At 71.4% G+C, this 24392-nt stretch carries 23 protein-coding genes; 7 read left to right on the forward strand and 16 right to left on the reverse strand.

The annotated features are described in order from the left end of the window. The first annotated feature begins 1 nt into the window (after position 1). Entirely contained in the window at positions 2-1150 is a 1149-nt protein-coding gene (locus tag ACLF3M_RS10665; RefSeq protein WP_430656900.1) for an NAD(P)/FAD-dependent oxidoreductase, read from the forward strand. A 4-nt stretch (positions 1151-1154) separates the two neighbouring features. Then, the gene (locus ACLF3M_RS10670; protein WP_430656901.1) at positions 1155-2135 is read left to right on the forward strand and encodes a threonine ammonia-lyase; all 981 of its coding nucleotides are present in this window, start codon (positions 1155-1157) and stop codon (positions 2133-2135) included. 105 nt (positions 2136-2240) lie between these two features. Here ACLF3M_RS10670 and ACLF3M_RS10675 read toward each other — a convergent pair whose 3' ends face one another. The 12 genes from ACLF3M_RS10675 to ACLF3M_RS10730 form a co-directional block, all read right to left on the reverse strand. Next, positions 2241-3101, reverse strand: coding sequence for a ferritin-like domain-containing protein (locus ACLF3M_RS10675; RefSeq protein ID WP_430656902.1), 861 nt, complete (start codon positions 3099-3101; stop codon positions 2241-2243). Positions 3102-3190: 89 nt separating this feature from the next. Further along, positions 3191-3601 (reverse strand): F0F1 ATP synthase subunit epsilon, encoded by a 411-nt coding sequence (locus ACLF3M_RS10680; RefSeq protein ID WP_430656903.1) that lies wholly within the window; start codon positions 3599-3601, stop codon positions 3191-3193. A 27-nt stretch (positions 3602-3628) separates the two neighbouring features. Continuing rightward, positions 3629-5056, reverse strand: a complete 1428-nt coding sequence (gene atpD / locus ACLF3M_RS10685) for a F0F1 ATP synthase subunit beta (protein ID WP_430656904.1) — start codon at positions 5054-5056, stop codon at positions 3629-3631. A gap of 13 nt (positions 5057-5069) precedes the next feature. Next, positions 5070-5957, reverse strand: coding sequence for a F0F1 ATP synthase subunit gamma (locus tag ACLF3M_RS10690; RefSeq protein ID WP_430656905.1), 888 nt, complete (start codon positions 5955-5957; stop codon positions 5070-5072). A gap of 27 nt (positions 5958-5984) precedes the next feature. Beyond that, positions 5985-7517: a F0F1 ATP synthase subunit alpha gene (gene atpA / locus ACLF3M_RS10695; RefSeq protein ID WP_430656906.1), complete on the reverse strand. Its 1533-nt coding sequence runs from the start codon at positions 7515-7517 to the stop codon at positions 5985-5987. 1 nt (position 7518) lies between these two features. Further along, on the reverse strand, positions 7519-8118 hold the full coding sequence (gene atpH, locus ACLF3M_RS10700; RefSeq protein WP_430656907.1) for an ATP synthase F1 subunit delta: 600 nt from the start codon (positions 8116-8118) through the stop codon (positions 7519-7521). A gap of 206 nt (positions 8119-8324) precedes the next feature. Further along, positions 8325-9233: an EamA family transporter gene (locus ACLF3M_RS10705; RefSeq protein ID WP_430656908.1), complete on the reverse strand. Its 909-nt coding sequence runs from the start codon at positions 9231-9233 to the stop codon at positions 8325-8327. Positions 9234-9339: 106 nt separating this feature from the next. Further along, entirely contained in the window at positions 9340-10488 is a 1149-nt protein-coding gene (locus tag ACLF3M_RS10710) for a mandelate racemase/muconate lactonizing enzyme family protein (RefSeq protein ID WP_430656909.1), read from the reverse strand. A 5-nt stretch (positions 10489-10493) separates the two neighbouring features. Continuing rightward, positions 10494-11465, reverse strand: coding sequence for a Bug family tripartite tricarboxylate transporter substrate binding protein (locus ACLF3M_RS10715; RefSeq protein ID WP_430656910.1), 972 nt, complete (start codon positions 11463-11465; stop codon positions 10494-10496). Between the two features lie 135 nt (positions 11466-11600). Next, the gene (locus ACLF3M_RS10720; protein ID WP_430656911.1) at positions 11601-12224 is read right to left on the reverse strand and encodes a hypothetical protein; all 624 of its coding nucleotides are present in this window, start codon (positions 12222-12224) and stop codon (positions 11601-11603) included. Between the two features lie 130 nt (positions 12225-12354). Beyond that, positions 12355-13770, reverse strand: a complete 1416-nt coding sequence (locus ACLF3M_RS10725; RefSeq protein WP_430656912.1) for an amidohydrolase family protein — start codon at positions 13768-13770, stop codon at positions 12355-12357. Positions 13771-13869: 99 nt separating this feature from the next. Then, positions 13870-15468: an ABC transporter substrate-binding protein gene (locus ACLF3M_RS10730; protein ID WP_430656913.1), complete on the reverse strand. Its 1599-nt coding sequence runs from the start codon at positions 15466-15468 to the stop codon at positions 13870-13872. 128 nt (positions 15469-15596) lie between these two features. Here ACLF3M_RS10730 and ACLF3M_RS10735 point away from each other — a divergent pair, with 128 nt between their 5' ends. After that, a complete protein-coding gene (locus tag ACLF3M_RS10735) occupies positions 15597-16277 on the forward strand; it encodes an SIMPL domain-containing protein (protein WP_430656914.1) in 681 nt (226 codons plus the stop codon). A 1-nt stretch (position 16278) separates the two neighbouring features. Here the strand turns inward: ACLF3M_RS10735 and ACLF3M_RS10740 are convergent, their stop codons facing one another. The 4 genes from ACLF3M_RS10740 to mutL are packed head-to-tail and all read right to left on the reverse strand — an operon-like array spanning position 16279 to position 20158. Then, positions 16279-17154, reverse strand: coding sequence for a hypothetical protein (locus ACLF3M_RS10740; RefSeq protein ID WP_430656915.1), 876 nt, complete (start codon positions 17152-17154; stop codon positions 16279-16281). Positions 17155-17208: 54 nt separating this feature from the next. After that, the gene (locus ACLF3M_RS10745) at positions 17209-17865 is read right to left on the reverse strand and encodes an MBL fold metallo-hydrolase (protein WP_430656916.1); all 657 of its coding nucleotides are present in this window, start codon (positions 17863-17865) and stop codon (positions 17209-17211) included. A gap of 30 nt (positions 17866-17895) precedes the next feature. Next, complete coding sequence (locus ACLF3M_RS10750; RefSeq protein ID WP_430656917.1) at positions 17896-18327, reverse strand: BLUF domain-containing protein; 432 nt, start codon at positions 18325-18327, stop codon at positions 17896-17898. A 43-nt stretch (positions 18328-18370) separates the two neighbouring features. Beyond that, entirely contained in the window at positions 18371-20158 is a 1788-nt protein-coding gene (mutL, locus tag ACLF3M_RS10755) for a DNA mismatch repair endonuclease MutL (RefSeq protein WP_430656918.1), read from the reverse strand. A 107-nt stretch (positions 20159-20265) separates the two neighbouring features. Between mutL and ACLF3M_RS10760 the strand changes: the two genes are divergently transcribed. From ACLF3M_RS10760 to ACLF3M_RS10775, 4 genes are all read left to right on the forward strand, one after another. Next, complete coding sequence (locus ACLF3M_RS10760) at positions 20266-21021, forward strand: maleate cis-trans isomerase family protein (RefSeq protein WP_430656919.1); 756 nt, start codon at positions 20266-20268, stop codon at positions 21019-21021. 85 nt (positions 21022-21106) lie between these two features. Further along, on the forward strand, positions 21107-22573 hold the full coding sequence (locus ACLF3M_RS10765; RefSeq protein WP_430656920.1) for a hypothetical protein: 1467 nt from the start codon (positions 21107-21109) through the stop codon (positions 22571-22573). A gap of 277 nt (positions 22574-22850) precedes the next feature. Then, positions 22851-23690: a winged helix-turn-helix domain-containing protein gene (locus tag ACLF3M_RS10770; protein ID WP_430656921.1), complete on the forward strand. Its 840-nt coding sequence runs from the start codon at positions 22851-22853 to the stop codon at positions 23688-23690. 27 nt (positions 23691-23717) lie between these two features. Next, the gene (locus tag ACLF3M_RS10775) at positions 23718-24386 is read left to right on the forward strand and encodes a calcium-binding protein (protein ID WP_430656922.1); all 669 of its coding nucleotides are present in this window, start codon (positions 23718-23720) and stop codon (positions 24384-24386) included. Positions 24387-24392 lie beyond the last annotated feature (6 nt).

Below are 24392 nucleotides of genomic sequence, written 5' to 3' on the forward strand. Positions count from 1 at the left end.
GTTGACCGTCCCTGCTGCGGGCCTGACGATGCGCGGCATGGAGATCCAGGATTTCGACGCGATCGTCATCGGCGCCGGCATGGCGGGCGCGACCTCGGCTGCGCATCTTTCCGCCACGCATCGGGTGGCGCTGCTGGAGGCCGAGGAAAGCGCGGGATACCACTCCACCGGACGTTCGGCGGCGCTGTGGATCGCCAATTACGGCGGGCCGGATGCCCGGCGGCTGACGCTCGCCTCGCGGCCCTTCTTCGAGACGCCGTGGGACGGCTTCGCCGCCGCGCCGTTGTTGTCGCCGCGGCCGGTGATCAACCTCGCGCCGGCGAGCCAGGCGAAGCATCTCGCTCAGATGATCGCGGAGGGGACGGGGATCGAGCCGATCGCGGTCGCGGAGGTCGCGGCGATGGTGCCGGCGCTGCGGCCGGGCTACGCGGTCGCCGCCTCCATTGAGCGCGACGCCTTCGAGATCGACGTGGCCTCGCTGCACCAGGGGTTCCTCCAGTCGCTGCGCAAGTCGGGCGGCGTGATCGCGTTGCGCCATCGCGCCGGACGGATCGGCCTCGCGCGTGGCAAATGGGAAGCGGAGACCTCGTCCGGCGCCGTCTTTCGCGCGCCGGTAATCGTGGACGCCGCCGGCGCCTGGGGCGACGAGGTCGCGGCAATCGCAGGCCTGCCGAAGATCGGACTGCAGCCGAAGCGGCGCACGGCGCTGATCGTGGATCCCGGGAAGCACGACTGCTCGCACTGGCCGCTGCTCGGCGACGCCGACCACAGCTGGTACGTCCGCGCCGAAGCGCGGCGGAAGCTGATGGTCTCGCCGGCGGACGAGACCGACATGGACCCGCACGACGTGCAGCCCGACGAGATGGACATCGCCATCGCGGTCGAGCGCATGCAGGAGGCGCTCGACATCCCCGTCACGCGCATCGAGCATCGCTGGGCCGGCCTGCGCAGCTTCACGCCGGACCGCTCGCTCGCGATCGGGCCGGACCGCGACGCGCCGGGCTTCTTCTGGATGATCGGCCAGGGCGGCTTCGGCATCCAGACCGCGCCGGCGGCCGGGCGGCTGCTGGCGTCACTGGTGCGCGGCGATGATCCCGGCGACCTTGCCGATGTGGTGCCGATGGTCGATCCGAACCGGTTCAAGAGGTGATGTGATGAGCGGAACACTGCCGAGCCATGACGACGTGCGTGCCGCCGCCGCGCGCATCGCGCCGCACATCGTGCGCACGCCGATGCTGCGCCACCCCGTGTTGGACCGGCTGACCGGCGGGACGATCCTGGTGAAGCCGGAGCCGCTGCAGCGCACCGGCAGCTTCAAGCTGCGCGGCGCGACGAATGCCGCACTCAGGCTCGATCCGTCGCTGCGCAAGGCGGGCGTGGTCACGCATTCCTCGGGCAATCACGGCCAGGCCACGGCCTGCGCGGCGGCGATGCTGGAGATGCCCGCGCTGATCGCCATGCCGTCCGACGCGCCCTCCATCAAGGTCGAGAGCACGAAGCGCTGGGGCGCCGAGATCACCTTCTTCGACCGCAAGACCACGGACCGGGAGACGCTGGCCGCGCGGCTCGCCGAGGAGCGCGGCGGCACGGTGCTGCCGCCCTTCGACCACGCGGACGTCATCGCAGGCCAGGGCACGCTGGCGCTGGAGCTGTTCGAGGACGCGGCGCGCGCGGGGCTGAAGCTCGACGCGCTCGCGGTCTGCACGGGCGGCGGAGGGCTGATCGCGGGCTGCGCGCTGGCGGCGGAAGGCGCCTCGCCCGCGACGCGGATCTGGGCGGTGGAGCCCGAGGGCTGGGACGACACGAAGCGCAGCCTCGAAGCGGGATCGCGCATCGCCAATGACGGCGCGGGCGAGACGATCTGCGACGCGCTGCTGTCCATGCGGCCGGGCGCGATCACCTTCGCGGTGAACCAGCCGCGGCTGGCGGGCGGCATCGTGGTGACGCGGGCCGAGGTGTTCCGCGCGATGCGCTTCGCCTTCGAGCACCTGAAGATCGTGGCCGAGCCTGGTGGCGCGGTGGCGCTGGCGGCGGTGCTGGCGGGGAAGCTGGACGCGAAGGGCAGGACGGTCGGTGTGGTGGTGAGCGGCGGGAACGTGGACCCCGCGGTGTTCGCGCAGGCGCTGGCGGCCTAGGGGGGTTGGGTCACTCTCGCAGCATCCGGTTCCCTCCGCGCCACGTGCATCCCTCCCCCGCTCGCGGGGGAGGGAAAAAGAGAACAGCGAGGGACGGAGCCGCCGCTACGCCGCCTTCGCCACTGGCGCCGCGTTCTCGTTCGCGGCCTTCTCGAGCGCGGCGCGGAAGCGGTCGCGGCGCCATTGCAGGAAGCGCCACGCGCCCTTCGCCGCGATGTCCGAAAGCCGCCCGCGCGGCTCGAGCCCGATGGACTTGAAGATCATGCCCATGCCGCGCTCGATGTGGTGGAAGCGGTAGTAGCCCATCGCGCGGCCCATATAGCCCGCGATGCAGCGGTCATGGTCGTATCGCGTGCCCGGCGCTTCGTTGGAGCAGTGGAAGGCATAGGCGAGCTCGTCGTCCTCGCTCTCCCCGATCCGTCCCATCGCGACCTTCAGCCGCTGCATGAAGGACAGGTTCTCCCGCGCGAGGTAGCGCTTCATGTGGTCGTAGAAGAGCTTGAAGTGGCGGTACTCGTCCGCCGCGATCAGGCGGCAGATCTCCTTCAGTACGGGCTCCTGAGAGCCTTCGCTGAGCGCGGTGTAGTAGGACGAGGTGCCGGTCTCCACCATGCAGCGTGCGATCAGCTCGCCGGTGCGGCTGCCGCGGATGGAGGCGTCGGCCCTGGTGTCGATCTTGAAGCTCTCGCGGTAGCGCGCGAAGGCCGCGGGGAAGTCCCAGCCGGGATCGGCCAGCGTCGCCCATTTGCCCAGCGCCTCACCGTGCTGCACCTCTTCCTCGGCCCAGTTGCGGACGGCGAGCTGGAAGTCGCGGTCGTCGTGGAAGACGGAGTTCAGGTAGAGTGCGTAATCGTCGCCGTTGCGCTCCACCATGGCGGCGGCCTTGACCAGCGGGATGACATCCGGGGGGACCTTGGTGGGGTCGAACCGGTCCCAGGCGACCTGGTCGATGCGCCAGTGCTTCATGCGTCCCCCAACAACACGAAAGCCCCCGGCAGACAATGTCTTGCCGAGGGCTTACGGTTTCAAGGACCCCCGGGGCCGGGGGCCGGGCATCAGGCGGCCTGCGCGGCCTGCAGCATCGCGCGGGCCGAGAGCAGCCGGTCCATCGCGGCGTCGCGCTTCTCCGGCGTCGCGGAGGATGCGTCGGCATAAGCCGCCTCGGCGTCCTTGATGCGCTGCTCGGCTTCGGTGCGGGAGAGCTGGGCGACCGGCGTCGCCTCGTCGGCCAGCACGGTGCAGCGCTCCGGCGTCACCTCGGCGAAGCCGCCGGCGACAAAGAGGCGGTCGGTCACCTGGCCGTTCTCGGTCACGGTGATCACGCCGCCGCGCAGCGCCACGATCATGGGGGAATGGCCGGGCAGCACGCCCATCTCGCCTTCCGCCGCGGGGATCACCGCCATGTCCACGGGGCGGCTGAGCAGCAGGCGCTCGGGGCTGACCAGTTCGAGCTGGAAGGTCGCCATGGTGGTGTCCTGTCCCGAAGGGGCGGCTTACGCCGCCGCCTTCAGGCTCTCGGCCTTCTTCACGGCATCCTCGATCGTGCCGACCATGTAGAAGGCGGCTTCCGGCAGGTGGTCGTACTCGCCGGAGACGATGCCTGCGAAGCTGCGGATCGTGTCCTCGAGCTTGACGAAGACGCCCGGCGTGCCGGTGAAGACCTCGGCGACGTGGAAGGGCTGGCTGAGGAAGCGCTGGATCTTGCGCGCGCGCGCCACGACCAGCTTGTCCTCTTCCGAGAGCTCATCCATGCCCAGGATGGCGATGATGTCCTGCAGCGACTTGTAGGTCTGCAGGATGCGCTGCGTCTCGCGGGCGACGCGGTAGTGCTCCTCGCCCACAACGCGCGGATCGAGGCCGCGCGAGGTGCTGTCCAGCGGGTCCACCGCCGGGAAGATCGCCATCTCCGCGATGGAGCGGCTCAGCACGGTCGTGGCGTCGAGGTGCGCGAAGGACGTCGCCGGCGCGGGGTCGGTCAGGTCGTCGGCGGGCACGTAGATCGCCTGCACCGAGGTGATCGAGCCCTTCTTGGTGGAGGTGATGCGTTCCTGCAGCGCGCCCATGTCGGTGGCCAGCGTCGGCTGGTAGCCCACCGCCGAGGGGATGCGGCCGAGCAGCGCCGACACCTCGGCGCCCGCCTGGGTGAAGCGGAAGATGTTGTCGATGAAGAACAGCACGTCCTGGCCCTGCTCGTCGCGGAAGTATTCCGCCATCGAGAGGCCGGAGAGCGCCACGCGCGCGCGGGCGCCCGGCGGCTCGTTCATCTGGCCATAGACCAGCGCCACCTTGGAGCCGTCGGTGTTGCCCTCGTTCAGCTTGATGACGCCGGCATCCACCATCTCGTGGTAGAGGTCGTTGCCCTCGCGCGTGCGCTCGCCCACGCCGGCGAAGACGGACACGCCGCCATGCGCCTTCGCGACGTTGTTGATGAGCTCCTGGATGGTGACGGTCTTGCCGACGCCCGCACCGCCGAACAGGCCGATCTTGCCGCCCTTCAGGTAGGGCGCCAGCAGGTCGATGACCTTGATGCCGGTGACCAGGATCTCGGCCGAGGTCGCCTGCTCGTCGAAGGGCGGGGCGTCGCGGTGGATGGTGTAGGACTTGTCGTGCGGCACCGGGCCGCGCTCGTCGATCGGGTCGCCGATGACGTTCACGATGCGCCCAAGCGTGCCGTTGCCGACCGGCACCGAGATGCCCGCGCCGGTGTCCACGACTTCCGCGCCGCGGACCAGGCCGTCGGTCGTGTCCATCGCGATAGTGCGGACCGTGCGCTCGCCGAGGTGCTGCGCAACCTCGAGAACCAGCGTCTGCTCGCCGATCTTGACGGTGAGCGCGTTCAGGATCGAGGGCAGCTCGGCGGGGAACTGCACGTCCACGACCGCGCCGAGGACCTGCGTCACCTTGCCAACGTTGTTCTTCATGATGCGTTGCTCCTCAGACCGCCTCGGCACCGGAGATGATCTCGATCAGCTCCTTGGTGATGTTGGCCTGTCGCGTGCGATTGTAGTTGAGCGTGAGCTTGTTGATCATCTCGCCGGCGTTGCGCGTGGCGTTGTCCATCGCGTTCATCTGGCTGCCGTAGAAGCCGGCATTGTTCTCCAGAAGGGCGCGATAGACCTGGATCGCCAGGTTGCGCGGCAGCAGCGTCGCGAGGATCTCCTCCTCCGCCGGCTCGTATTCGTAGAGCGCCTGCGGGCCGGTGGCGGCCGCGGCGGGTGCATCCTCCGGCATCGGCGCCGGGACCAGCCGCTGCTCAGTCGTCACCTGGGTGATGACGGACTGGAAGCGGTTGTAGACCAGGCTGCAGGAGTCGAAGTCGCCGGCTTCCAGCATCGCGGTGATGCGGTCGGCGACGTCGGTCGCGTCCTCGAAGCCGATGCGCTTCTTCCCCATGAAGCTGATCTCGCCGACGATGTGGCGGGGGAATTCGCGCTTCAGGAAGGCCGCGCCCTTGCGGCCGACCGAGAGCACCTTGACCTGCTTGCCTTCCGCTTCCAGCGCGCGGATGCGGTTGCGCGCGAAGCGGCCGACATTGGTGTTGAATGGCCCGGCCAGGCCGCGGTCGGCGGTAACCACGACCAGCATGTGGACCTTGTCCGCGCCGGTGCCGACCAGCAGCTTCGGCGCCGTCGGCGAGTTGGCCACCGACGCGCCGAGAGAGGCCAGCATGCGCGCCATGCGCTCGGCATAGGGCCGCGCCTGCTCGGCCTGGGTCTGGGCGCGGCGGAGCTTGGCCGCCGCGACCATCTTCATGGCCTGGGTGATCTTGCGGGTGCTCTTCACCGAGGTGATGCGCGCCCGCAGTGCCTTCAGACTAGCCATCGGTCGTCCCCGATCCCTTCACCCCGTTCAGGCGAAGGACTTGGCGAAGTCGTCGAGGAACGATGTCAGCTTCGCCTCGGTCTCCTTCTTGATCTCGCGGTCGGCGCGGATCGCGTCCAGGATCTCCGGCGCGCGGGTCTTCAGCTCGGACAGCATGCGGCGCTCGAACTCGCCGACCTTGCCGACCGGGATGCGGTCGAGATAGCCGCGGGTACCGGCGAAGATTGCCGCGACCTGCTCCTCGACCGGGACGGGCTGGTACTGCGGCTGCTTCAGCAGCTCCGTCAGCCGCGCGCCACGCGCCAGCAGGGCCTGCGTGGTTGCGTCCAGGTCGGAGGCGAATTGCGCGAAGGCCGCCATCTCGCGGTACTGCGCGAGCTCGAGCTTGATCTTGCCCGCGACCTGCTTCATCGCCTTGATCTGCGCCGCCGAGCCGACGCGCGAGACCGACAGGCCGACGTTCACCGCGGGGCGGATGCCCTTGAAGAAGAGCTCCGTCTCCAGGAAGATCTGGCCGTCGGTGATCGAGATGACGTTGGTCGGGATGTAGGCCGAGACGTCGCCGGCCTGCGTCTCGATGACCGGCAGCGCCGTCAGCGAGCCCGCGCCGAAGTCGTCGTTCATCTTCGCCGCGCGCTCCAGCAGGCGGGAGTGCAGGTAGAAGACGTCGCCGGGATAGGCCTCGCGGCCCGGCGGGCGCCGCAGCAGCAGCGACATCTGGCGATAGGCGACGGCCTGCTTGGACAGGTCGTCGTAGAAGATGACGGCGTGCATGCCGTTGTCGCGGAAGAACTCGCCCATCGTGCAGCCGGTGTAGGGCGCGATGTACTGCATCGGCGCCGGGTCCGACGCGGTCGCCGCAACGATGATGGAGTATTCCAGCGCGCCGTTCTCCTCCAGCGTCTTGACGAGCTGGGCGACGGTGGAGCGCTTCTGGCCGATCGCGACGTAGATCGTATAGAGCTTCTTGCTCTCGTCGTCGCTGGCGTTGATGCCCTTCTGATTGATGATCGTGTCCAGGATCACGGCGGTCTTGCCGGTCTGGCGGTCGCCGATGATCAGCTCGCGCTGGCCACGGCCGATCGGGATCAGCGCGTCGATCGCCTTGATGCCGGTCTGCATGGGCTCATGCACCGACTTGCGCGGGATGATGCCGGGCGCCTTCACCTCGACGCGCTTGCGCTCGGTCGAGGCGATCGGGCCCTTGCCGTCGATCGGGTTGCCGAGGCCGTCCACGACGCGGCCGAGCAGGCCCTTGCCGACGGGCACGTCCACGATCGAGCCGGTGCGGCTGACCGTGTCGCCCTCGCGCACCGACTTGTCGTCGCCGAAGATCACGATGCCGACGTTGTCGGTCTCGAGGTTCAGCGCCATGCCCTTCAGGCCGGAGGACGGGAACTCCACGAGCTCGCCGGCCATCACGTTCTGCAGCCCGTAGACGCGGGCGATGCCGTCGCCGACGGTCAGCACCGTGCCGACCTCCGCGACGTTCGCCTCGGCGTCGAAGCCCTGGATCTGCTGCTTCAGGATCTCCGAGATCTCGGCAGGACGGATCTCCATGTCAGGCAGCCCCCTTCATCGCGTACTGCAGTCGCTGCAGCTTTGACTTGATCGAATTGTCGTAGAGGCGAGAGCCGATGCGGACGACGAGGCCACCCAGCAGGCTGGGGTCCACGTTCTCCTGCAGCTGCACGCCGGAGAAGCCGGCTTCGGTCAGCCGCGCGATGAGCTGCGCGCGCTGCGTGTCCGACAGCTGGTGGGCGGAGGAGACGACGGCCGTCTGCTGGCCGCGGCGCTCCGCGAGCTTGGCGCCGAAAGCCGCCGCCACGGCGGGCAGCTCCTTCAGGCGGCGGTTGTTGATGAGCACGCCGACGAGGTTGCGGACCTCGGTCCCGATGCCGGCCTTCTCGATGATGCTGAAGGCACCGCGGCGCTGCGACGCGGCATCGAGCCGCGGATCCTCGACGAAGAAGCGGAAGCCCGGATCATCGCGCCAGAGGCGGAAGAGGCTGTCGAGGTCGCCGGCCACCCGGTCCGCGGCGCCGGGCTCCTTCTGGCGGAGGTCGTCCACGATGCCGAGCAGGGCCAGCGCATAGCGCTCGGCAAGGCCGGTCGGGATGGGGGCCCCGTGAGAGGCCGTGTCGGTCGTGGCGGAGGCCAAGGCTTCCCGGTCCTGAAAATGGGCGGCGCGCCGACGGACGGCGCGACAAGGCAGGTGCGCGCCAAGGGGTGGCCTGGACCACCCCCGGCAGCGGCGGGCGGCGTTTAACACGCGTGCTGCGACGCGGCAATATAACCAGCCTCGGCCGCGGGCAGGCGGGCATTCCAGCGGCGAGGGACGCCATGGCGGCCCTCGTTTCCGCTTTTTCAGTGACTTCCGATCAGCACCAGCACCACCCCGGCGACCACGACCAGCGCGCCGATCATGTCGGCAGGCCTGGCCTTCTCGCGGAGGTAGAAGCGGCTGAAGGCCAGCGTGAACAGGATCTCCACCTGGCCCAGGGCGCGGACAAGGGCGACCGGGGCCAACGCGAAGGCCGAGAACCAGCAGGCGGAGCCCAGCGCCGATAGCGCGCCGACGCGCGACGAGCTCCGCCAGGTCGAGAAGACCTGCCGGACCGACTGCGGCTCGGCCCAGGCGAGCCAGCCGCCCTGCATCAGGGTCTGCAGCGCGTTGGTCACCACCAGGATCAGCAGCGCCTTGTGGATGAGGTCGCCGGGCGGCATCGCCTGGTTGGCCTGCCGGACCAGGATCGCGGTGACGGCGAAACCGAGCCCCGCGCCGATGCCGCATAGCGCGGCGGGCTGGGTGATGCCTTTCAGCAGTTCCTTCGCGGTCAGGCCACGGCCGGCCAGCGAGAGATACAGCACGCCGCCGACGCCGACCGCGATGCCGAGCCAGGACAGCGTCGAGAGATGCTCGCCGAGGAAGACGACGGCGATGATCGCGGCCTGCATCGCCTCGGTCTTCGAATAGGCGGTGCCGACGGCGAAGTTGCGGTGGCCGAAGGCCATGATGAGGAGGTTGGTGCCGATGATCTGGCCGAGCCCGGCAAGGGCGCAGAGCAGGACGATCCAGGCCGACATGGAGGGCATGGTGTCGCCGGTGGCGATGCCGTAGGCGAGGAGCAGCGCCAGGCCGACGGGGACGCCGTAGAGGTAGCGCACCACGGCGGCGGCGTTGACCGAGAGCTCGCCCCGCAGGCGCTGCTGGAGCGCGGTGCGCCAGCACTGGAAGAGCGCGGCGGCGAGGGTGTAGGCGATCCAGGCGGTCATGGAGCGTTCTCAGTCGTGCGGAGACTCCTTCTCCCGCCCCTGACGATTCCCTCCCCCGCAAGCGGGGGAGGGGCACGCTTCCCGGAAAGCGAACTCTCCAGCACCCTCACCCCAGCCTCGGATCCAGCCAGGGACGGTCCATCCGCTTCCACGCCTCATGCGGCCCCGGTCCCAGCCGCACGCCCAGCCCGGCGGCCTGCGGCAGCGTCGCCGCGCCGTCCACGAAGCGCAGTCCCTCGCCCTCCACCATGTCGAAGAAGGCCTCGGTCTCACCGAACTGGACCTCGAGCAGCAGGAAGTTCGGCACCACGGAACAGAGATGCACGGAATGCGCGTGGCAGACGGGCCCGGTCGGATTGTGCGGCGCGATCTCCACCCCCGCGGTCTGGGCGAGCGCGGCGATGCGGCGGATCTCCTCGATCCCGCCGGCATGCTTCACGTCGGGCATCAGCACGTCGTAGCAACCGGCCTCGACGACCGCGCGATAGGCGGCAAGGCCCGCGAGCGTCTCCGCGCCGGCGAGCCGCATGCCGCGGTCGTTCGCCATCCCGCGCAGCCGCACGATCTCGGCGCGGTTGGCCTCGGCCACGGGGCATTCCAGCCAGAACAGGCCGAGCGGCGCGACGTCGCGGATCAGCGCCGCCGCGCCGCCTGGCGAGAAGCGCCAATGCGCGTCCACCATGACCTCGATGTCCCGGCCCACGGCCTCGCGCACCGCCGCGATGCGGGCCAGGCCCTCGGCATAGGCGCTGCGGTTCGCCTCGGTGAAGCCGTCCTCCCAGACCAGCGGCTCGAAGGGCGCAAGCTTGACGGCGCGAAAACCCTCAGCGCGGGCGCGCGTCGCGGCCGCGGCGAAGCCCGCGGGGCTGCGCGGGTTAGCGCCGCGGTTGATGTTGGCATAGAGCCGCACGGGATCGCGCAGCGCGCCTCCCAGGAACAGGTGCAGCGGCTGGCCCGCCCGCTGCGCCGCGAGGTCGGCCAGCGCCTGCTCGAAGGCCGAGACGATCGTGCAGGCGACGAGCCCGCCCGGCGCATGCGGGATAAGCCGAGCCAGGCGGTTGCGCTGCCGCGCGTCCTCGCCGGTGACATGCGCCGCCAGCCGCGCGGCCTCGGCCTCCAGCAGCGGTTCCTGGTTGGCCAGCGTGCATTCGCCGAGACCGGTGAGGCCGTCCGCGGTGCGGACCTCGAGGAAGCACCAGTTGGTCTTCGGTGTGACGTGGATTCCACGGAACGTCACGGCGTCGATAGCGGCCACGCCTGTTACTCCGCCCGGATGTTCGCGGCGCGCGCGACCTCGCGCCATTTCGCGATGTCGCTGCGCACGCGGGCGGCGAGCATCTCCGGCGTGCTCGCCACGACCTGGCCGCCGATCAGCTTCACGCGCTCGGTCACCTCGGGCATGCGCCCGATGCGCTGGAGCTCCGGCACCAGGCGATCCACGACGGCCTGCGGCAGGCCGCGCGGGCCGAACAGCCCGTTCCAGGCGATGGTCTCGAAGCCTGGCAGGCCGCTCTCGTTCAGGGTCGGGACCTCGGGCAGGTCGGGCCAGCGCTCAAGGCTGGTGACGGCCAGCAGCTTCACCTCGCCGCGGCTGATGAAGGGCATGATGTTGACGAGGTTGGCGATCAGGAAGGGCGCGTCGCCCGTGACCACGGCCTGGCCGAATTCCGGCGCGCCGCGATAGGGGATGTGCTCCATCTGCACGCCGGCCATCTGCTTGAAGAGCTCGGCCGACAGGTGCGCGGAGGACCCGACGCCGCCGCTGCCGTAGTTGAAGGCATTCGCCGGCCTCGCCTTGATCGCCGCGATCAGCTCCCGCACCGAGTTCACGGGGAAGACGCGCGGGTTGACCACCAGCGCGTTCGGTCCGGTGACCAGCATCGAGATCGGCACGAAGTCGGTCTCGAGGTTGTAGGGGAGGTCGCGGTAGATCGCGGCGTTGATGCCGTTCGACCCGGCATTGCCCATCAGCAGGGTGTAGCCGTCGGGCGGGGCGCGGAAGACGTTCTCGACCCCGATGCGCCCGCCGGCGCCGGGGCGGTTCTCCACCACGAAGGCCTGGCCGAGCGCGCGTTCGAGATGCGGCGCGAAGAGCCGGATGGTGATGTCGTTGCCGCCGCCGGGGGCCGCGGGCTCGACCACGCGCACGGGCCGCGCGGGCCAGGCCTGGGCGCGCGCCACGGACGGGGCGGCGGCAAGCCCGGCGGCGAGCAGGGCGCGGCGGGTGGTCACGGGCTTCCTCCTGGCGCTTTCCGCCAGCATCGCCCGGCGCGGCATGACGGGCCAGCCCCGGGCGCGCGTGCCACGGTGGAGGCTGCCATGCGGGACCGCGTCGCCCGGTGACGCGGCGCCCGCAGCGGAGTTCAGTCAGTTCGACTTCAGCCGCGCGGCGAGGCGCTTCACGTCGCCCTTGGCCATGACGTCGTCGTATTCGTCCTGCAGGATGATGACCAGCGCATCATCCGCCGGGTTGCGGCCATCCGCCCAGTTGTAGAGGGCGCTGGCACAGTGCATCAGCGTGTTGGCGGCCTGTTCGCGATGCTGGCCACGCGTGCCCTTGAGGTACTTGTAGATCCCCTTGGTCGAGCGCTTCATGCGGTCCAGCACAGTCACGCCGGTGCCGAGGCCAGCGCCGGCGATCGCGCCGCCGAGGCCGCCGAGCGCCGTGCCGGCGACCGGGACGATGGAGCCGACCGTCGCGCCGCCGACCGTCGCCGCGACCTGCAGGCCGAACTTCGTCGTCGCGATCACGCCCTTGCGGATGGCCTTGGTGTGCTTCTTGCCGCGGACATAGGCGATGGCCTTCTTGACGTCCGTCTGGTCGATATCGGAGCCGTCGAACTCGTAGTGGGGGTCCTGGTAGTATTCCTGCAGGAGGTCCTGCAGCGCCGCGGCCTTGGCTTCCGCCACTATGGCGGATGCGGCGTCGCCGCCGCCGGAGATGAGGTGGCTGCCGGCGATCTTTGCGATGTTGTGGGCAACATAAGGCATTCGGGGTTTCCTTGCGCCGCGTCGGGCGGAGGCCGCGTCCTGGCGCGCGGCGACCTTGCCTGGACCGTCAGCGTCGCACGCCGTTCATCAACCCGCAATTGATATTAGCCTGGATTTCTGCCGGAAGGGTTCAGCGCCGGGTGCGGCCCCAGCCGGGATCCTCGGCCACCATGTGGCGCAGACCGGAACGGTCGAGCATCGCCTCGGTCTCGCGCTGCGCGGCCTCGACGATCGCGCCTGCGTCGAGATGCGGGGCGACGCCGTCGCGCAGCAGCACGCGGCCGCCGACGATCACGTCGCGCACGTCGTGGCCGTTCGCGAAATAGACGATTCGCGAGACCGGCATGTTGGCCGGCACCATGTGAGGTCCCGTCAGGTCCACCGTGATGACGTCGGCGAGCTTGCCGGGCTCGAGGCTGCCGATCTCGTGCGACAGGCCGAGGCCCTTCGCGGCGTCCACCGTCACCATCTCCAGCGCCTTGCCCGGCGTCATCATGCGCTCGTCACGGAAATGGCGCTGGTGGTAGCGGATGCACTGGAACATGTGCCGGAACATGTCGCCGGAGCGGTCGGGCGCCGTGGCGTCGGAGCCGATCATCACGGTGATGCCGGCCTCCATCATCCGCGGCGCGGGGCAATAACCGCGCACCGCGGCGATGGCCGAGGGGTTGTGCACCACGCTGGCGCCGGTGCGGCGCAGCGTCTCGATGTCGGCATCCGTCAGGTCCGTGCAGTGACTGTGCCAGCTGTCGGGACCGATCAGGCCGAACATCCGGTCGGCCATCTCGATGGAGCCCTGCCGGTGACCGTCCTGGTGGAACCAGGCGCCGCGACGCTGCCCGGCCTCCCGGACCAGCCGGCCCTGGCGCTCGATCTCCTTCACCTTGGCCGGGTCGTGCTTCGCCTCGCGATAGACCGGCATCAGCGTCGCGACCCGGACATTCCCCTTGCCGTGCCAGGTCTCGACCCCGGCGGTGATGGTCTCCAGCTGCTGCTCGAAGGTGACAGGGCGTTCCACGCCATCGGGCCCGACATAGGGCCGCGGGAAGGGCGGCCGCGTCGGGCCGAGCACGAGGATGGAGCGGATGCCGATCTCCTCGGTCGCCGTGGCATGCACATCGGTGAAGACCGGGTCGTCCACACGGCCGATGCTGTCGCCGCCGCCGAGCAACGAGACGCCGGTGGTGACGCCGAAGCGCAGGCGTTCATACGCCGCGAGTTGGGCTTCCGCGCGCCAGAAGGCGGGCGGGGAGGCGAGGGTGTAGATGATGCGGCAGGCTTCGGACCAGGCGTCGGAATCGCCGCTGCCCATGGTCTTGACCAGGCCGTGCCCGGCATGGGCGTGGCCGTCGATCAGGCCCGGCAGGATGGCCTTGCCGCGCGCGTCGATGACCTGCGCGGCGTCGGGGTGCGCGGCTTCGATGGCCGCCGTCGGGCCGACGGCGAGGATGCGGCCGTTCTTGATGGCGACGGCGCCGTCGTCGAGGACGCGGCGGTCCGCATCCATGGTGATGACGGTGCCGCCGCGTAGGAGAAGGTCGGGCATGGGTATGGACGGTCCTGGTTGGAGGGCGCTTCGCCCATTTCCTTCCCTCGCCCCCCGGCAGGGGGGAGAGGGTATGGAATTGCAGGGGGAGGCGGAGGTTCAGTCCACCCGCACGATCCACAGCCGCAGCCGGTTGTCCGGTGCTTGCCTCAGATCGATTCCCCGCCGCGCGGCCCAGGCGATGGGCTGCTGGAAGAGCGGCACATTGGCGATCTCGGCGCGCTCGATCGCCAGCGCCTCGCGGATCAGGCGTTGGCGGGTCGGCTCGTCCGGCGCCTCCGCCGCCTGGTCCGTCAGCGCGTCGAACTGCGCGTTCGACCAGCGGCCGTAGTTCAGCCCGCCGGTGGTCTGCGACACGGTCTTCAGCACCTCGTTCAGCGTGGAATAGCTGTCGGCCAGCGGCAGGCCGGCATGGCCGAGCATGAACATCGAGAAGTCGCGGTTCGCGGTGCGCCGCGACCAGACCGCGGTCGGCTCCGATTGCACCTGCAGCCGGATGCCGACGCGCGCCAGCATGGACGCGATCGCCTGGCAGGTGCGCTCGTCGTTCACGTAGCGGTCGTTGGGGCAGACGATGCCGACGCTGAACCCGTTGGGATAGCCGGCCTCGGCCAGTAGGCGCCGCGATGCCTCGGGGTCGTAGGGCAGGCGCGTGTTCAGGTCCTGCGGCGCGCCGGCGAGATAGGGGCTGACCATCATCCCCGCCGGCCAGGCCTTGCCGCGCATGACGTTGCGGACGAGCGAATCCACGTCGATGGCACGGTAGATCGCCTCCCGCACGCGGCGGTCGCGCAGCGGGTTGCGGCCCTGCACGTCGGAATAGAGCAGCTGGTCGCGGTCATGGTCGAAGCCGAGATAGATGGTGCGCAGCTCCGGCCCCTCGATCACCTGCACCCGCTGGTCCTGCAGCAGGCGCGGGATGTCCTGCAGCGGTACCTCGACATTGGCGTCGATCGCGCCCGACAGCAGGCTCGCCGTGCGCGTCGGCGCCGAGCGGATCGGCGTGAAGGTGACGCGGCCAAGGTTGTGCACGGGGCGGTCCCACCACTGCGGGAAGGCCTCGAGGATCGTGCGCTCGTCCGGCCGGCGCTCGACGATGCGGAAGGGGCCGGTGCCGTTGGCCGCGCGTGTCGCGCCGGATTCCGCCTGGGTCGCGAGGTTGGCCGCTTCCATCGCGTTGTTCGCGCGGCTCCAGCCCTCGTCCATGATGTAGAACTGCGTGATGGAGGCCGGCAGGATCGGGAAGGGACGGTGCGTCTCGATCTCGATGGTGTACTGGTCGATCTTGCGCACTTCGCGGATCTGGCCGAGCAGCCCCTTGGCGAGCGACCCCGGCGAGTTCACGCGCTGCCAGGTGAAGAGTACGTCGTCGGCGTCGAAGCTCTCGCCGTTGTGGAAGGTGACGCCGCGGCGGAGGTTGAAGCGCCAGACCGTAGGGCTGGTGCGGGAGAAGCTCTCGGCCAGTGCGGGCTCGATCTCGATGCGGTCGTTGTGGCGGACCAGCGCCTCGTAGACGTTGCCGAGGAATGCGTTGGTGAAGGTGTGGTTCGAGGAGTGCGGGTCGAGCGTCAGGATGTCGGAGTTGAAGGCCCAGGTGAACGGGCGGCCGCCCGACGAGGGCGCCTGGGCGCCTGCGGTCTGCGCCAGGCCGAGAGCCAGCGCGACGGCGAGCGCGGCGCGGCGGGCGACGGGGTGCATGCCTGTTCTCCCTGCTTGACCGGGGAAGCCTCCGCCGCGGCGCAGCGCGCGTCAACCGCCGGGCGCGTTTCCGCCATGCTCCTGCCACGGCCTCGGTGCGATGTGGCGCAACATCAGGAGGAGAGACCATGCATCGCCGGATCGCCCTGCTCGCTGTCCTGGCCCTCCCGGGCGCCGCGCTTGCGCAGGCGCCGGCGCCCGACACCGAACTGCATATCGGCGAGAGTGCCGAGGTCAGCCGCACGCCGGATGAGATCGTCGCCACGCTCCGCGCCGAGGCCCGCGCGGCGAACGCCGCCGCCGCGCAGGAGGCGGTGAACCGCGCCATCACCGCAGCCGTCGCCCGCGCGCGCGGCGTGCCGGGCGTGCGGGTCGCAACCGGCGGCTACTGGACCAACCGGGTGGACGACAACCGGGCCTGGATCGCGTCCCAGCAGCTGACGCTGCGCGGCAATGATGGCGCCGCCGTGCTGGAGTTGGTCGGCGCGCTGCAGGGCCAGGGGATGGTGACGGGCGGCCTGCAGTGGACGCTGAAGCCCGAGACGCAGCGCGAGGCGCGGGAGGAGGCGTCGCGCCTGGCGCTTGATGCGTTGCGCCGCCGGGCGGATGCGGTGGCGCAGCAGCTCGGCCTGCAGGTGGCGGGGCTGAAGGAGATCAGGATCGACGTGCCGGACCGCATGCCGCGCCCGATGGCCGCGCCGATGGCCGCGAGCGCCCGCGCGGCCAGCGGGCCGCCGCCGGTCGCGGTGGCCGAGGATATCGCGGTGATGGCGACGGTGCAGGCGGTGGTGGTGCTGCGGCCGCGGTAGCTCAGCCCGCAAGCACGTCGGCCACCGGCGTCTCGCGGAAGCCGTCGGTGCGGGCGCGCAGGTTGCTCGTGATGCAGACATCGAGGATCGCGGCCTCCTCGCCCGACCGCACCTCGGTCAGCAGTTCCGGCACGAGGTCCAGGATCGCGCCGGCGCGGACCGGCAGCGTGCCGATGCGCTTCAGCCGCATGCGCTCGAACTGCCGTTTCGTGCAGGTGCCGGCGGACAGCCCGCAGCCGAAGAAGCCGCCGCGCACGTCGTCGAGCGTCGGTTCGTCCGCGAAGACGCGGCCGAGAACGCAGAGCCGGTACCAGGCGAGATGGCCGAAGGCGTGGCCGCGCTCGCAGACCAGGCCGGCGCCCCAGCCATCCTGGTCGCGCCAGGTCGGATCCGCCTCGGGCGAGGGAAAGTGGGCGTTGATCCCCTGCCCCCGGCAGGTCGGGAAGGCGAAGGCCTCGCCCATCTCCATGATGAAGGGCTGCGGCGCCGTCAGCACGCGCCTCTTCGCCCCCGGCGCCGGACCGCGGGCCAGCGTCTCGCGCAGCGCGGCCAGCATCGCGGCGCGCTTGCGCAGCGTGGCCTTGTCCATTTCAATCGCCTCGCACATCGCGAGGTCGCGGCCGCTGTCGATGATCGCCAGCGCGCGTTCCCGCGCCATGGGGCAGTCGATGCCGAGCCGGCCGAGGCCGTCCGCGACGACGAGCCAGAAGACGGTATGGTCCTCGTCGTCAGGATCCTCAGCCGTCGCGCGGTAACGCTCGACGAGCAGGCCGAGGAGGTCGTCCGCGCCCAGCGGCAGCCGCGCCACCGCGGCGATCAGTCCCTTCAGGTCCCGCGCGACATCGCCGGCATGGAGCCCGGCCCCCCAGACGCCCATCGGCAGCCTCCCCGATGCAACCCGGGCAAGCCTGCCCCTAAGCGGGCGCGTGCGCTACCGCAGGAACGGATTGCTCCGCCGTTCCTCCCCGATGGTGGAGCCCGGACCGTGGCCGCAGAGGAAGCGCATCGCGTCGCCGAGCGGCAACAGCTTCGTCGTGATCGCCTCGATCAGCGCCTCGTGGTCGCCATAGGGAAAGTCGGTCCGCCCGATCGAGCCGCGGAAGATCACGTCGCCCACCAGCGCGAAGCCCAGCGCCCTCGACGCGAAGACCAGGTGCCCCGGCGTGTGGCCGGGACAATGCAGCACCTCGAAATCCTGGCCGGCGATCTGCACCGTGTCGTCTTCCGACAGCCAGCGGTCGGGGGTCGCGTTGTCCAGGCCCTCCAGCCCGTATTCCGCGGCCTGCGCGGCGATGCCCGAGAGCAGGAAATCATCGCGCCGGTCCGGCCCCTCGATCGGCACCGGCGCGCCCCCCTTCGCCTGCAGCAGGCGCTTGAGTTCCGCCGCACCGCCCGCGTGGTCGAGGTGACCATGCGTCAGCAGGATGCTCTCGACGGTGAAGCCCGCGCGGTCGATCGCCGCCGTGATGCGCGGCACGTCGCCGCCGGGATCCACCACCGTGCCCTTGCCGGTCTCGGCGTCCCAGACCAGGGCGCAGTTCTGCTGGAAGGGTGTCACCGCGATCTGCGCGGCCTTGATCGTCGCCATGCCCCGGCGTGCCGCGCCGGGGCGGCTTCGTCAATGGCCGAGGGCCTCGTGCAGGCGGCCGCGCTGCTGGGGCTCCTTCGACAGGCGCACGAAGACCTGGCGGGATTCCTCGGCGGTGGCGTTCGCGACCGCGCCGTCGGACAGCGCCGCAGCGCCCCACATCCAGGACGGCCAGGCATCCTCCCGCATCGCCCAGTCCGGAAAGAGCCGCCTGGCGGCGTCGCCGCACCACAGCAGCGACACCTCGACATGGCGGTCGTCGCGCAGGATGCGGGCGAAGCAGGACGTCACCTTGTCGCGCGGGCCTTCCAGCATCTGCATGAAGAGGTCGTGGCGGCAGATCAGGGCGCCGGTGATGCCGTCCCGCCCGTTGCGCTTGCGCGCGATGGCCATGATCGCCTCCAGCGCATTCGCGTCGAAGCCGAAGGGGCGGGAGGCGTAGACGAGCTGCAACACGCGCATCGGCGCGCCTCCCGGGGAGAGGGAGGCGGAACGCTACACCCGATCAGCGCCGCGCGAACAGCTTTTCCAGCTCGGCCTTGCCCAGCCGGATGAAGGTGGGACGGCCATGGCTGCAGGTCGCGGCGCGCGGCGTCGCCTCCATCTGGCGCAGCAGGGCGGCCATCTCCTCGCCCGTGAGGCGGCGCCCCGCCCGCACGGAACCGTGACAGGCGAGCCGCGCGATGGCGGCGTCCAGCCGGTCGGCGAGCGCCAGCGCCTCCCCGCTCTCGGCCAGCTCCTCCGCGATGTCGGCCAGCAGCGGGGCCGGGTCAGGGTTGCCGAGCAGGGCGGGTAACGCGCGGACCAGCACCGCGCCGGGGCCGAAGCCCTCGATCTCCAGGCCGAGCCGCGCGAGGTCCTCGGCCTGGTCCAGCAGGCGCGCGACGGCGGCCGAGGCCATCTCGACCACCGCGGGCAGCAGCAGGGGCTGCGCGCGCACGCCGCCGGATTGCAGCTGTTCCTTCAGCGCCTCATGGGTCAGGCGCTCATGCGCGGCGTGCTGGTCCACCAGCACGAGCGCGCCGTCAGGCGCCTCGGCCAGCACATAGGTGGAGAGCAGCTGCGCCAGCGGCCGCCCGAGCGGGCCTTCCTCCGCGACCGGCAGCGACGCGGGTTGCGGCACCGGCTGCGGCGTGGCGAAGCCGAGCGGCAGACGCGGCGCCGGCGGGCGTTGCGGCACGGGCTCCGGTCGCCAGCCCGGCAGGGGCTGCCAGCGCGGCGCGTCGACCGGCATGCCGAAGGGGGTGGGCGCGGCCTCGGCGAAGCCAGGCGCGGCGCCAGGCTGCGCGGAAGGGACGGCGGCGACGCCGACCGCCAGCGCCCGGCGCAGCGCCGAGATCAGCATCCCGCGCACGCCCTCGGCGTCGCGGAAACGCAGCTCGGTCTTCATGGGATGGACGTTGACGTCCACCGCCTCGGGCGGGATCTCGAGGAAGAGTGCCGCCGCCGGGTGGCGGCCGCGCGGGATCAGCTCGCGATAGGCGACGCGCAGCGCGGTGCGCAGCTGCGGGTCGCGCACGGGCCGACGGTTGACGACGAGATGCTGGTACTCGCCGGTCGGGCGGTGATGCGTCGGCGCGGCGGCGAGGCCGGACAGCGACAGCCCGTCCCGCGTCGCCTCCACCGGTAGCGCCGCGGCGCCGAACTCTCCGCCGAGCAGTGCCACGATCCGCGCATCGCGGTCCTGCGGCGGCAGCGCCAGGACCTGGCGGCCGTCGAGCTCGACGCGGAAGCCGACCTCGGGCCAGGCCAGCGCGAGGCGCCGCACGGCCTCCACCGCTGCCTCGCCCTCGGACCGCGCGGATTTCAGGAAGGCGCGGCGGGCGGGGGTCGCGAAGAAGAGGTCGCGCACCTCGACGCGGGTGCCGGGCGCGCCGGCCGCCGGCGCGACCGCCGATTTGCGGCCGCCCTCGATCGTGATGGCATGCGCGCCGCCGGAGCCGTTCGTCGACGTCAGGGTCAGCCGCGCCACCGCGCCGATGGAGGGCAGCGCCTCGCCGCGGAAGCCCAGGGTGGCGATGCGGAACAGCGTCGCCTCCTCCGGCAGCTTGGAGGTGGCGTGGCGTTCGACCGCGAGGTCCAGCTCCTCGGCCGACATGCCGGAGCCGTCGTCTTCGACGAGGATACGGCCGATGCCGCCTTCCTCGAGCGTCACCGCGATGCGCCGCGCGCCGGCGTCGAGCGCGTTCTCCACCAGCTCCTTCACGGCGGCGGCCGGGCGCTCCACCACCTCGCCGGCGGCGATGCGGTTGGCGGTGGTTTCCGGCAGCAGGCGAATCAGCGACGCGGCCATGGTCCCGATGCAGATGCGCCGCGCGGGCGGGCGGGGCAAGGCTCATCTGGCGCGCCGGGCGAGGCGGTGGCAGAGGTCCTTCACACCTGCCCGGGAAGGAGGCGACGATGGACGCCCCACAGGACGCCACGCAACAGCTCCGCCGCATCGGCATGCTGGTCCCCTCCAGCAACACCGTCGCCGAGCCCGCCACCGCCGCCATGCTGCAGGGCGTCGCCGGCGTGACGCTGCATGTCGCGCGATTCCGTGTGACGCGGCTCGACACCTCGGCGGAGGCGCTGGCGCAGTTCACCGCCGATCCGCTACTCGCCGCGGCCGACCTGCTGATGGATGCGCATATGCACAGCGTCACGCTGAACGCGACGGCCGCCTGCTACACCGGCATGCGGCACGACCGCGCGCTGGTCGAGGCGCTGGCCGCCCGCGGCATCGCCGGCGACACCGCCATGCTCGCCCTGCTCGAGCTGCTGGCGGGCTTCGGCGCGACGCGCATCGGCCTCGTCACGCCCTTCCTGCACGACGTCCAGGACGCCACGATCGGCGTGCTGGCGGAGGAAGGCATCGAGGTCGTCGCCGAGCGCCACCTGAACGACCCCGGCAATTTCTCCTTCGCCCGCTTCACGGATGAGCAGGTCACGGCCCTGACGCGGGAGGTCGCGGCGGCGCCGGGGGTCCAGGCCGTGGCCATCATCTCCACCAACCTGCGCGGGATGCGGGCCGCGGCGGCGGTGGAGCGGGAGAGCGGCATTCCCTGCCTCGACACCTGCGCGACCGCGCTCTGGGGCGCGCTGCGCCGGGCCGGGGTCGCGCCGTCGCTGGTGCGGGGCTGGGGCCGGCTTTTCGATCTGCCCCCGCGATCGTGACCCCTTCGGATCGGCGCGGGGGCGTTGACGCCGCCCGCCCCGGCATGGGGAATCCCACCCGGCGGGAAAGCGGGGGACCGGGACGATGCGCATCAGCCAGAAGGCCGGCCTGCTGCTGGCGATCCTGCCGCTCGCGGCCTGCGGCCTGAGCGTCGAACGCCGCGACCGGCTCGCCTCCAACCAGCGGGCGCTCGCCGAGGCCGAGGCGCGGGGGACCGCCCAGCAGGCCCGGATCTCGGAACTGGAAGCGGCGCTGGCCGCGGAGCGCGCGGCGCGCGGCAATCTCGAGGCGCTGGAAGGCCAGCTCGCCCGCGCGCGCGGTGCGCTCGCCAACGCTCAGCGCGGCCGTGGCGACACGGAGCAGCAGGCGACCCGCCTGCGCGAGCAGATCGCAGCCGAGGAGAGCCGGCGCGATCTTTTGCAATCCCAGGTTGCGGGCTTGGCCGCGGACGACGCCCAGGCCCGCGCGCGCCTTGCCGAGACCGAGACGCGGCTCGCCGCGCTGCGCCAGCAGGAGACCCAGCAGCAGCAGGCGCTCGCCGCGCTGGAACAGCGCCGTGCGCAGGAGGAGCGGCGCCTGGCCGACCTCCAGGCCCAGGCCGGCGCCGCCGACCAGCGCCTGGCCGCGCTGCGCCAGGGCATCGCCCAGGAGGACCAGCGCCTGGCGGGTCTGCGCGGCCTGGTCGCCCAGGCCGAGACCCTGCTCGGCACCCGCAACCAGGCCGCGGCCGAGGCGGAGCGGCGTCTGAATGGCCTGCGCGAGCAGGCCGCGGCGGAGGAGCGCCGGTCCGGCGAGCTCCGCGCCGCCATCGCCCAGGCCGAGCAGCAGCTGGCCGAGCGCCGCACCGCCGGCGCCGCCGCCGAGCAGCGCCTGGCGGCCCTGCGCGGCGAGGCCGCCCAGGCCGAGCAGCGCCTTGCCGCGGCGCGGGAGGCCGGCGACCAGACAGCCGCCCGCAGCCGGGACCAGGCGGCTGAGGCGGAGCGCCGCATCGCCGCGCTGCGTGGCGAACTCGCGACCGTCGAACAGGGGCTCGCCGCCCAGCGCGACGCCGCCGGCCGGGCGCAGCAGGAACTCGCGGGGATCGTCGCCCAGCGCGACCAGGCCGCGACCGCGCTGCGCGGTTTCGAAAGCCGCAGCGCCGCACTGCGCGAGGAGATCGGCACGGCGGAGCGCCGGCTGGCGGAGCTGCGCAACGGCACCGCCGCGCAGGAACGCAGCCTCGCCGCCGCGCGCGACCAGGCGCAGCAGGCGAGCGAGACGCTGGCCGCCCGCCGCGCCGAGCTCGCCGAGGCCGAGCAGCGCCTGGCCGCCGCCCGCGCCGCCGATGCGCCGCTCCGCAACCAGGCCGAGGCGTTGCGCGCGGAGGTCGCAGCCATGGAGCGGCGACGCGCCGAGCTCGGCACCGCCATCGCCGCCGCCGAGCAGCAACTGGCGCAGCAGCGGCGCGAACTGGCGGAGCTCGGCGCCCGGCTGGCGCGGGAGCGGGCCGCGCCGGGCAGCGGGGCCGAAGCGCCGCCGGGCGGCGGCGACAACAGCAGCCCGCCGCGCTAGCAGGTCCCAGCTCTGACGGGCCCTTCCTAGGCTCTGACGCCGCGCGTCACCGCAGGATTGCTCGCCCCTCGGCGCCGTCGGAAGATGAACGCCGAGGTGCGTCGTTAGCCCAAACACAACTTATACGGGTGTAACCGCCTGAGACGCTGCTAGAGGGTTGTTTTTTGACAATTCTCCGCACGCGCTACAGCGGGTTCGGGATTGACCCCGCACGCCAGTAATTACTACCATAGGTTTAGTAAGCAGAATCCGCCACACGGATAAGGAGCAGCGGGCGATGGGTCCTGCGGCAACGGGCCAGCATGTCCTGCTGGCGGATCCCGGCAGCGCCAGCCGCCGGCGCATCGAGGAAGCCCTGCGCGAGCGGGGCTACGGCGTCGGCACCTGCGACGCGCCCGAGCGCGTGCTCGCCCTGATCTCCGGCCGCAACCCGCCCGACCTGCTGCTGCTCGGCGCCGGCCCGGCGCCGGAGCGCCTCGCCCTGCTCCGCCGCCTCCGCCGCGTCGTCGCCCTGCCCATCGTGCTGGTCGCCCATGGCAAGGCCGGCGAGGCCGACAGCGTCCCGGCGCTGGAATCCGGGGCGGATGACTACCTCGCGGCGGGGATGCCGGTGGCCGAGATGCTGGCCCGCATCGGCGCCGTGCTGCGCCGCGCCGCCGGCCAGCCCCGGCCGGGCGCCGCCAGCGGCAGCGCCGCGCCGCGCTGCATCGAGGGCGGCTGGCGGCTCGCCGCATCACGTCGCGCGCTCGTCGCCGCCAGCGGCGAGGCCAGCATCCCGCTGACCGGTGCGGAATTCGAACTGCTGCGCCTGCTGGAGCAGGCCGGCGGCGAGCCCGTGGACCGCGAGACGATCTCGCGCCTGGTGTTCCGCCGGGCCTGGAGCGCCACGGACCGTGCGGTCGACGGGCTGGTGAAGCGGCTGCGCCGCAAGCTCCAGGCCGAGGCGATCGCCTCGGTCCGGGGCGTCGGCTACGCGCTGTGCTTCGACGAAGCGCGGCAAGACGGCGCGAACACTGCCGAACCGTTACACTCGGAAGTGGAAATTTGTGCCCACACTCCGGTTGTATCGTCCACTGGTATGCAATCTGCGGTAGTAGAGCACCAGGCCCAGCACTGACCGGCCAGGGATAAAGGAGGACGAGAGATGACCGATTTCGCGACGCTGCCTGGCGGGATCTACATGGGCACCGACGGCAACGACAGCGTCGATGCCGACAGGCTCTTCCCGCGGGGGATCTTCGACAACCTGATCCTGACCTTCGGGGGCAACGACACGGTCAAGGCCGGCAAGGGCTTCGACGCGGCCGATCTCGGCGCCGGCGACGACAGCGGGCTCGGCAGCCAGGGCAACGATACGCTCCTCGGCGGCACCGGCAACGACTCGCTGGACGGCGCGCAGGGCCGGGACGTGCTCGACGGCGGCGACGGCAACGACGTGATCTCCGGCGGCCAGGGCGACGACAGGCTGAGCGGCGGCGCGGGCAGCGACATCATCGCCGGCGGTGACGGCAAGGACCTGATCATCGGCGGCTCCGGCGACGACGTGATGGCCGGCGGCAAGGGGCAGGACGTGTTCCTGTTCGAATCCGGCTTCGGCAAGGACGTCGTCCTCGACTTCCAGAAGGGCGACACCATCGCCATCCAGGCCAACATCAACGGCACGGGCATCACCAAGGCGGCGGACCTGGCGGGCTACGTGTCCGGCAACGCGGCGTCCTCGACCATCACGATCGGCGACGACACGATCAAGCTGGTCGGCGTGTCGAAGTCGGACCTGCTGGCCCACCTGAACGACTACGTGAAGATCGTCTGACCGCCC

The sequence above is a fragment of the Falsiroseomonas sp. HW251 genome, assembly GCF_050563545.1.
Lineage (GTDB): Bacteria > Pseudomonadota > Alphaproteobacteria > Acetobacterales > Acetobacteraceae > Falsiroseomonas.

Excerpts from the sequence above, each read along its gene's own strand:
- ACLF3M_RS10670 (WP_430656901.1), top strand. The coding sequence starts at position 1,155 with ATGAGCGGAACACTGCCGAGCCATGACGACGTGCGTGCCGCCGCCGCG.
- ACLF3M_RS10675 (WP_430656902.1), bottom strand. The coding sequence starts at position 3,101 with ATGAAGCACTGGCGCATCGACCAGGTCGCCTGGGACCGGTTCGACCCC.
- ACLF3M_RS10680 (WP_430656903.1), bottom strand. The coding sequence starts at position 3,601 with ATGGCGACCTTCCAGCTCGAACTGGTCAGCCCCGAGCGCCTGCTGCTC.
- atpD (WP_430656904.1), bottom strand. The coding sequence starts at position 5,056 with ATGAAGAACAACGTTGGCAAGGTGACGCAGGTCCTCGGCGCGGTCGTG.
- ACLF3M_RS10690 (WP_430656905.1), bottom strand. The coding sequence starts at position 5,957 with ATGGCTAGTCTGAAGGCACTGCGGGCGCGCATCACCTCGGTGAAGAGC.
- atpA (WP_430656906.1), bottom strand. The coding sequence starts at position 7,517 with ATGGAGATCCGTCCTGCCGAGATCTCGGAGATCCTGAAGCAGCAGATC.
- ACLF3M_RS10705 (WP_430656908.1), bottom strand. The coding sequence starts at position 9,233 with ATGACCGCCTGGATCGCCTACACCCTCGCCGCCGCGCTCTTCCAGTGC.
- ACLF3M_RS10720 (WP_430656911.1), bottom strand. The coding sequence starts at position 12,224 with ATGCCTTATGTTGCCCACAACATCGCAAAGATCGCCGGCAGCCACCTC.
- ACLF3M_RS10725 (WP_430656912.1), bottom strand. The coding sequence starts at position 13,770 with ATGCCCGACCTTCTCCTACGCGGCGGCACCGTCATCACCATGGATGCG.
- ACLF3M_RS10730 (WP_430656913.1), bottom strand. The coding sequence starts at position 15,468 with ATGCACCCCGTCGCCCGCCGCGCCGCGCTCGCCGTCGCGCTGGCTCTC.
- ACLF3M_RS10735 (WP_430656914.1), top strand. The coding sequence starts at position 15,597 with ATGCATCGCCGGATCGCCCTGCTCGCTGTCCTGGCCCTCCCGGGCGCC.
- ACLF3M_RS10740 (WP_430656915.1), bottom strand. The coding sequence starts at position 17,154 with ATGGGCGTCTGGGGGGCCGGGCTCCATGCCGGCGATGTCGCGCGGGAC.
- ACLF3M_RS10745 (WP_430656916.1), bottom strand. The coding sequence starts at position 17,865 with ATGGCGACGATCAAGGCCGCGCAGATCGCGGTGACACCCTTCCAGCAG.
- ACLF3M_RS10750 (WP_430656917.1), bottom strand. The coding sequence starts at position 18,327 with ATGCGCGTGTTGCAGCTCGTCTACGCCTCCCGCCCCTTCGGCTTCGAC.
- mutL (WP_430656918.1), bottom strand. The coding sequence starts at position 20,158 with ATGGCCGCGTCGCTGATTCGCCTGCTGCCGGAAACCACCGCCAACCGC.
- ACLF3M_RS10760 (WP_430656919.1), top strand. The coding sequence starts at position 20,266 with ATGGACGCCCCACAGGACGCCACGCAACAGCTCCGCCGCATCGGCATG.
- ACLF3M_RS10765 (WP_430656920.1), top strand. The coding sequence starts at position 21,107 with ATGCGCATCAGCCAGAAGGCCGGCCTGCTGCTGGCGATCCTGCCGCTC.
- ACLF3M_RS10770 (WP_430656921.1), top strand. The coding sequence starts at position 22,851 with ATGGGTCCTGCGGCAACGGGCCAGCATGTCCTGCTGGCGGATCCCGGC.
- ACLF3M_RS10775 (WP_430656922.1), top strand. The coding sequence starts at position 23,718 with ATGACCGATTTCGCGACGCTGCCTGGCGGGATCTACATGGGCACCGAC.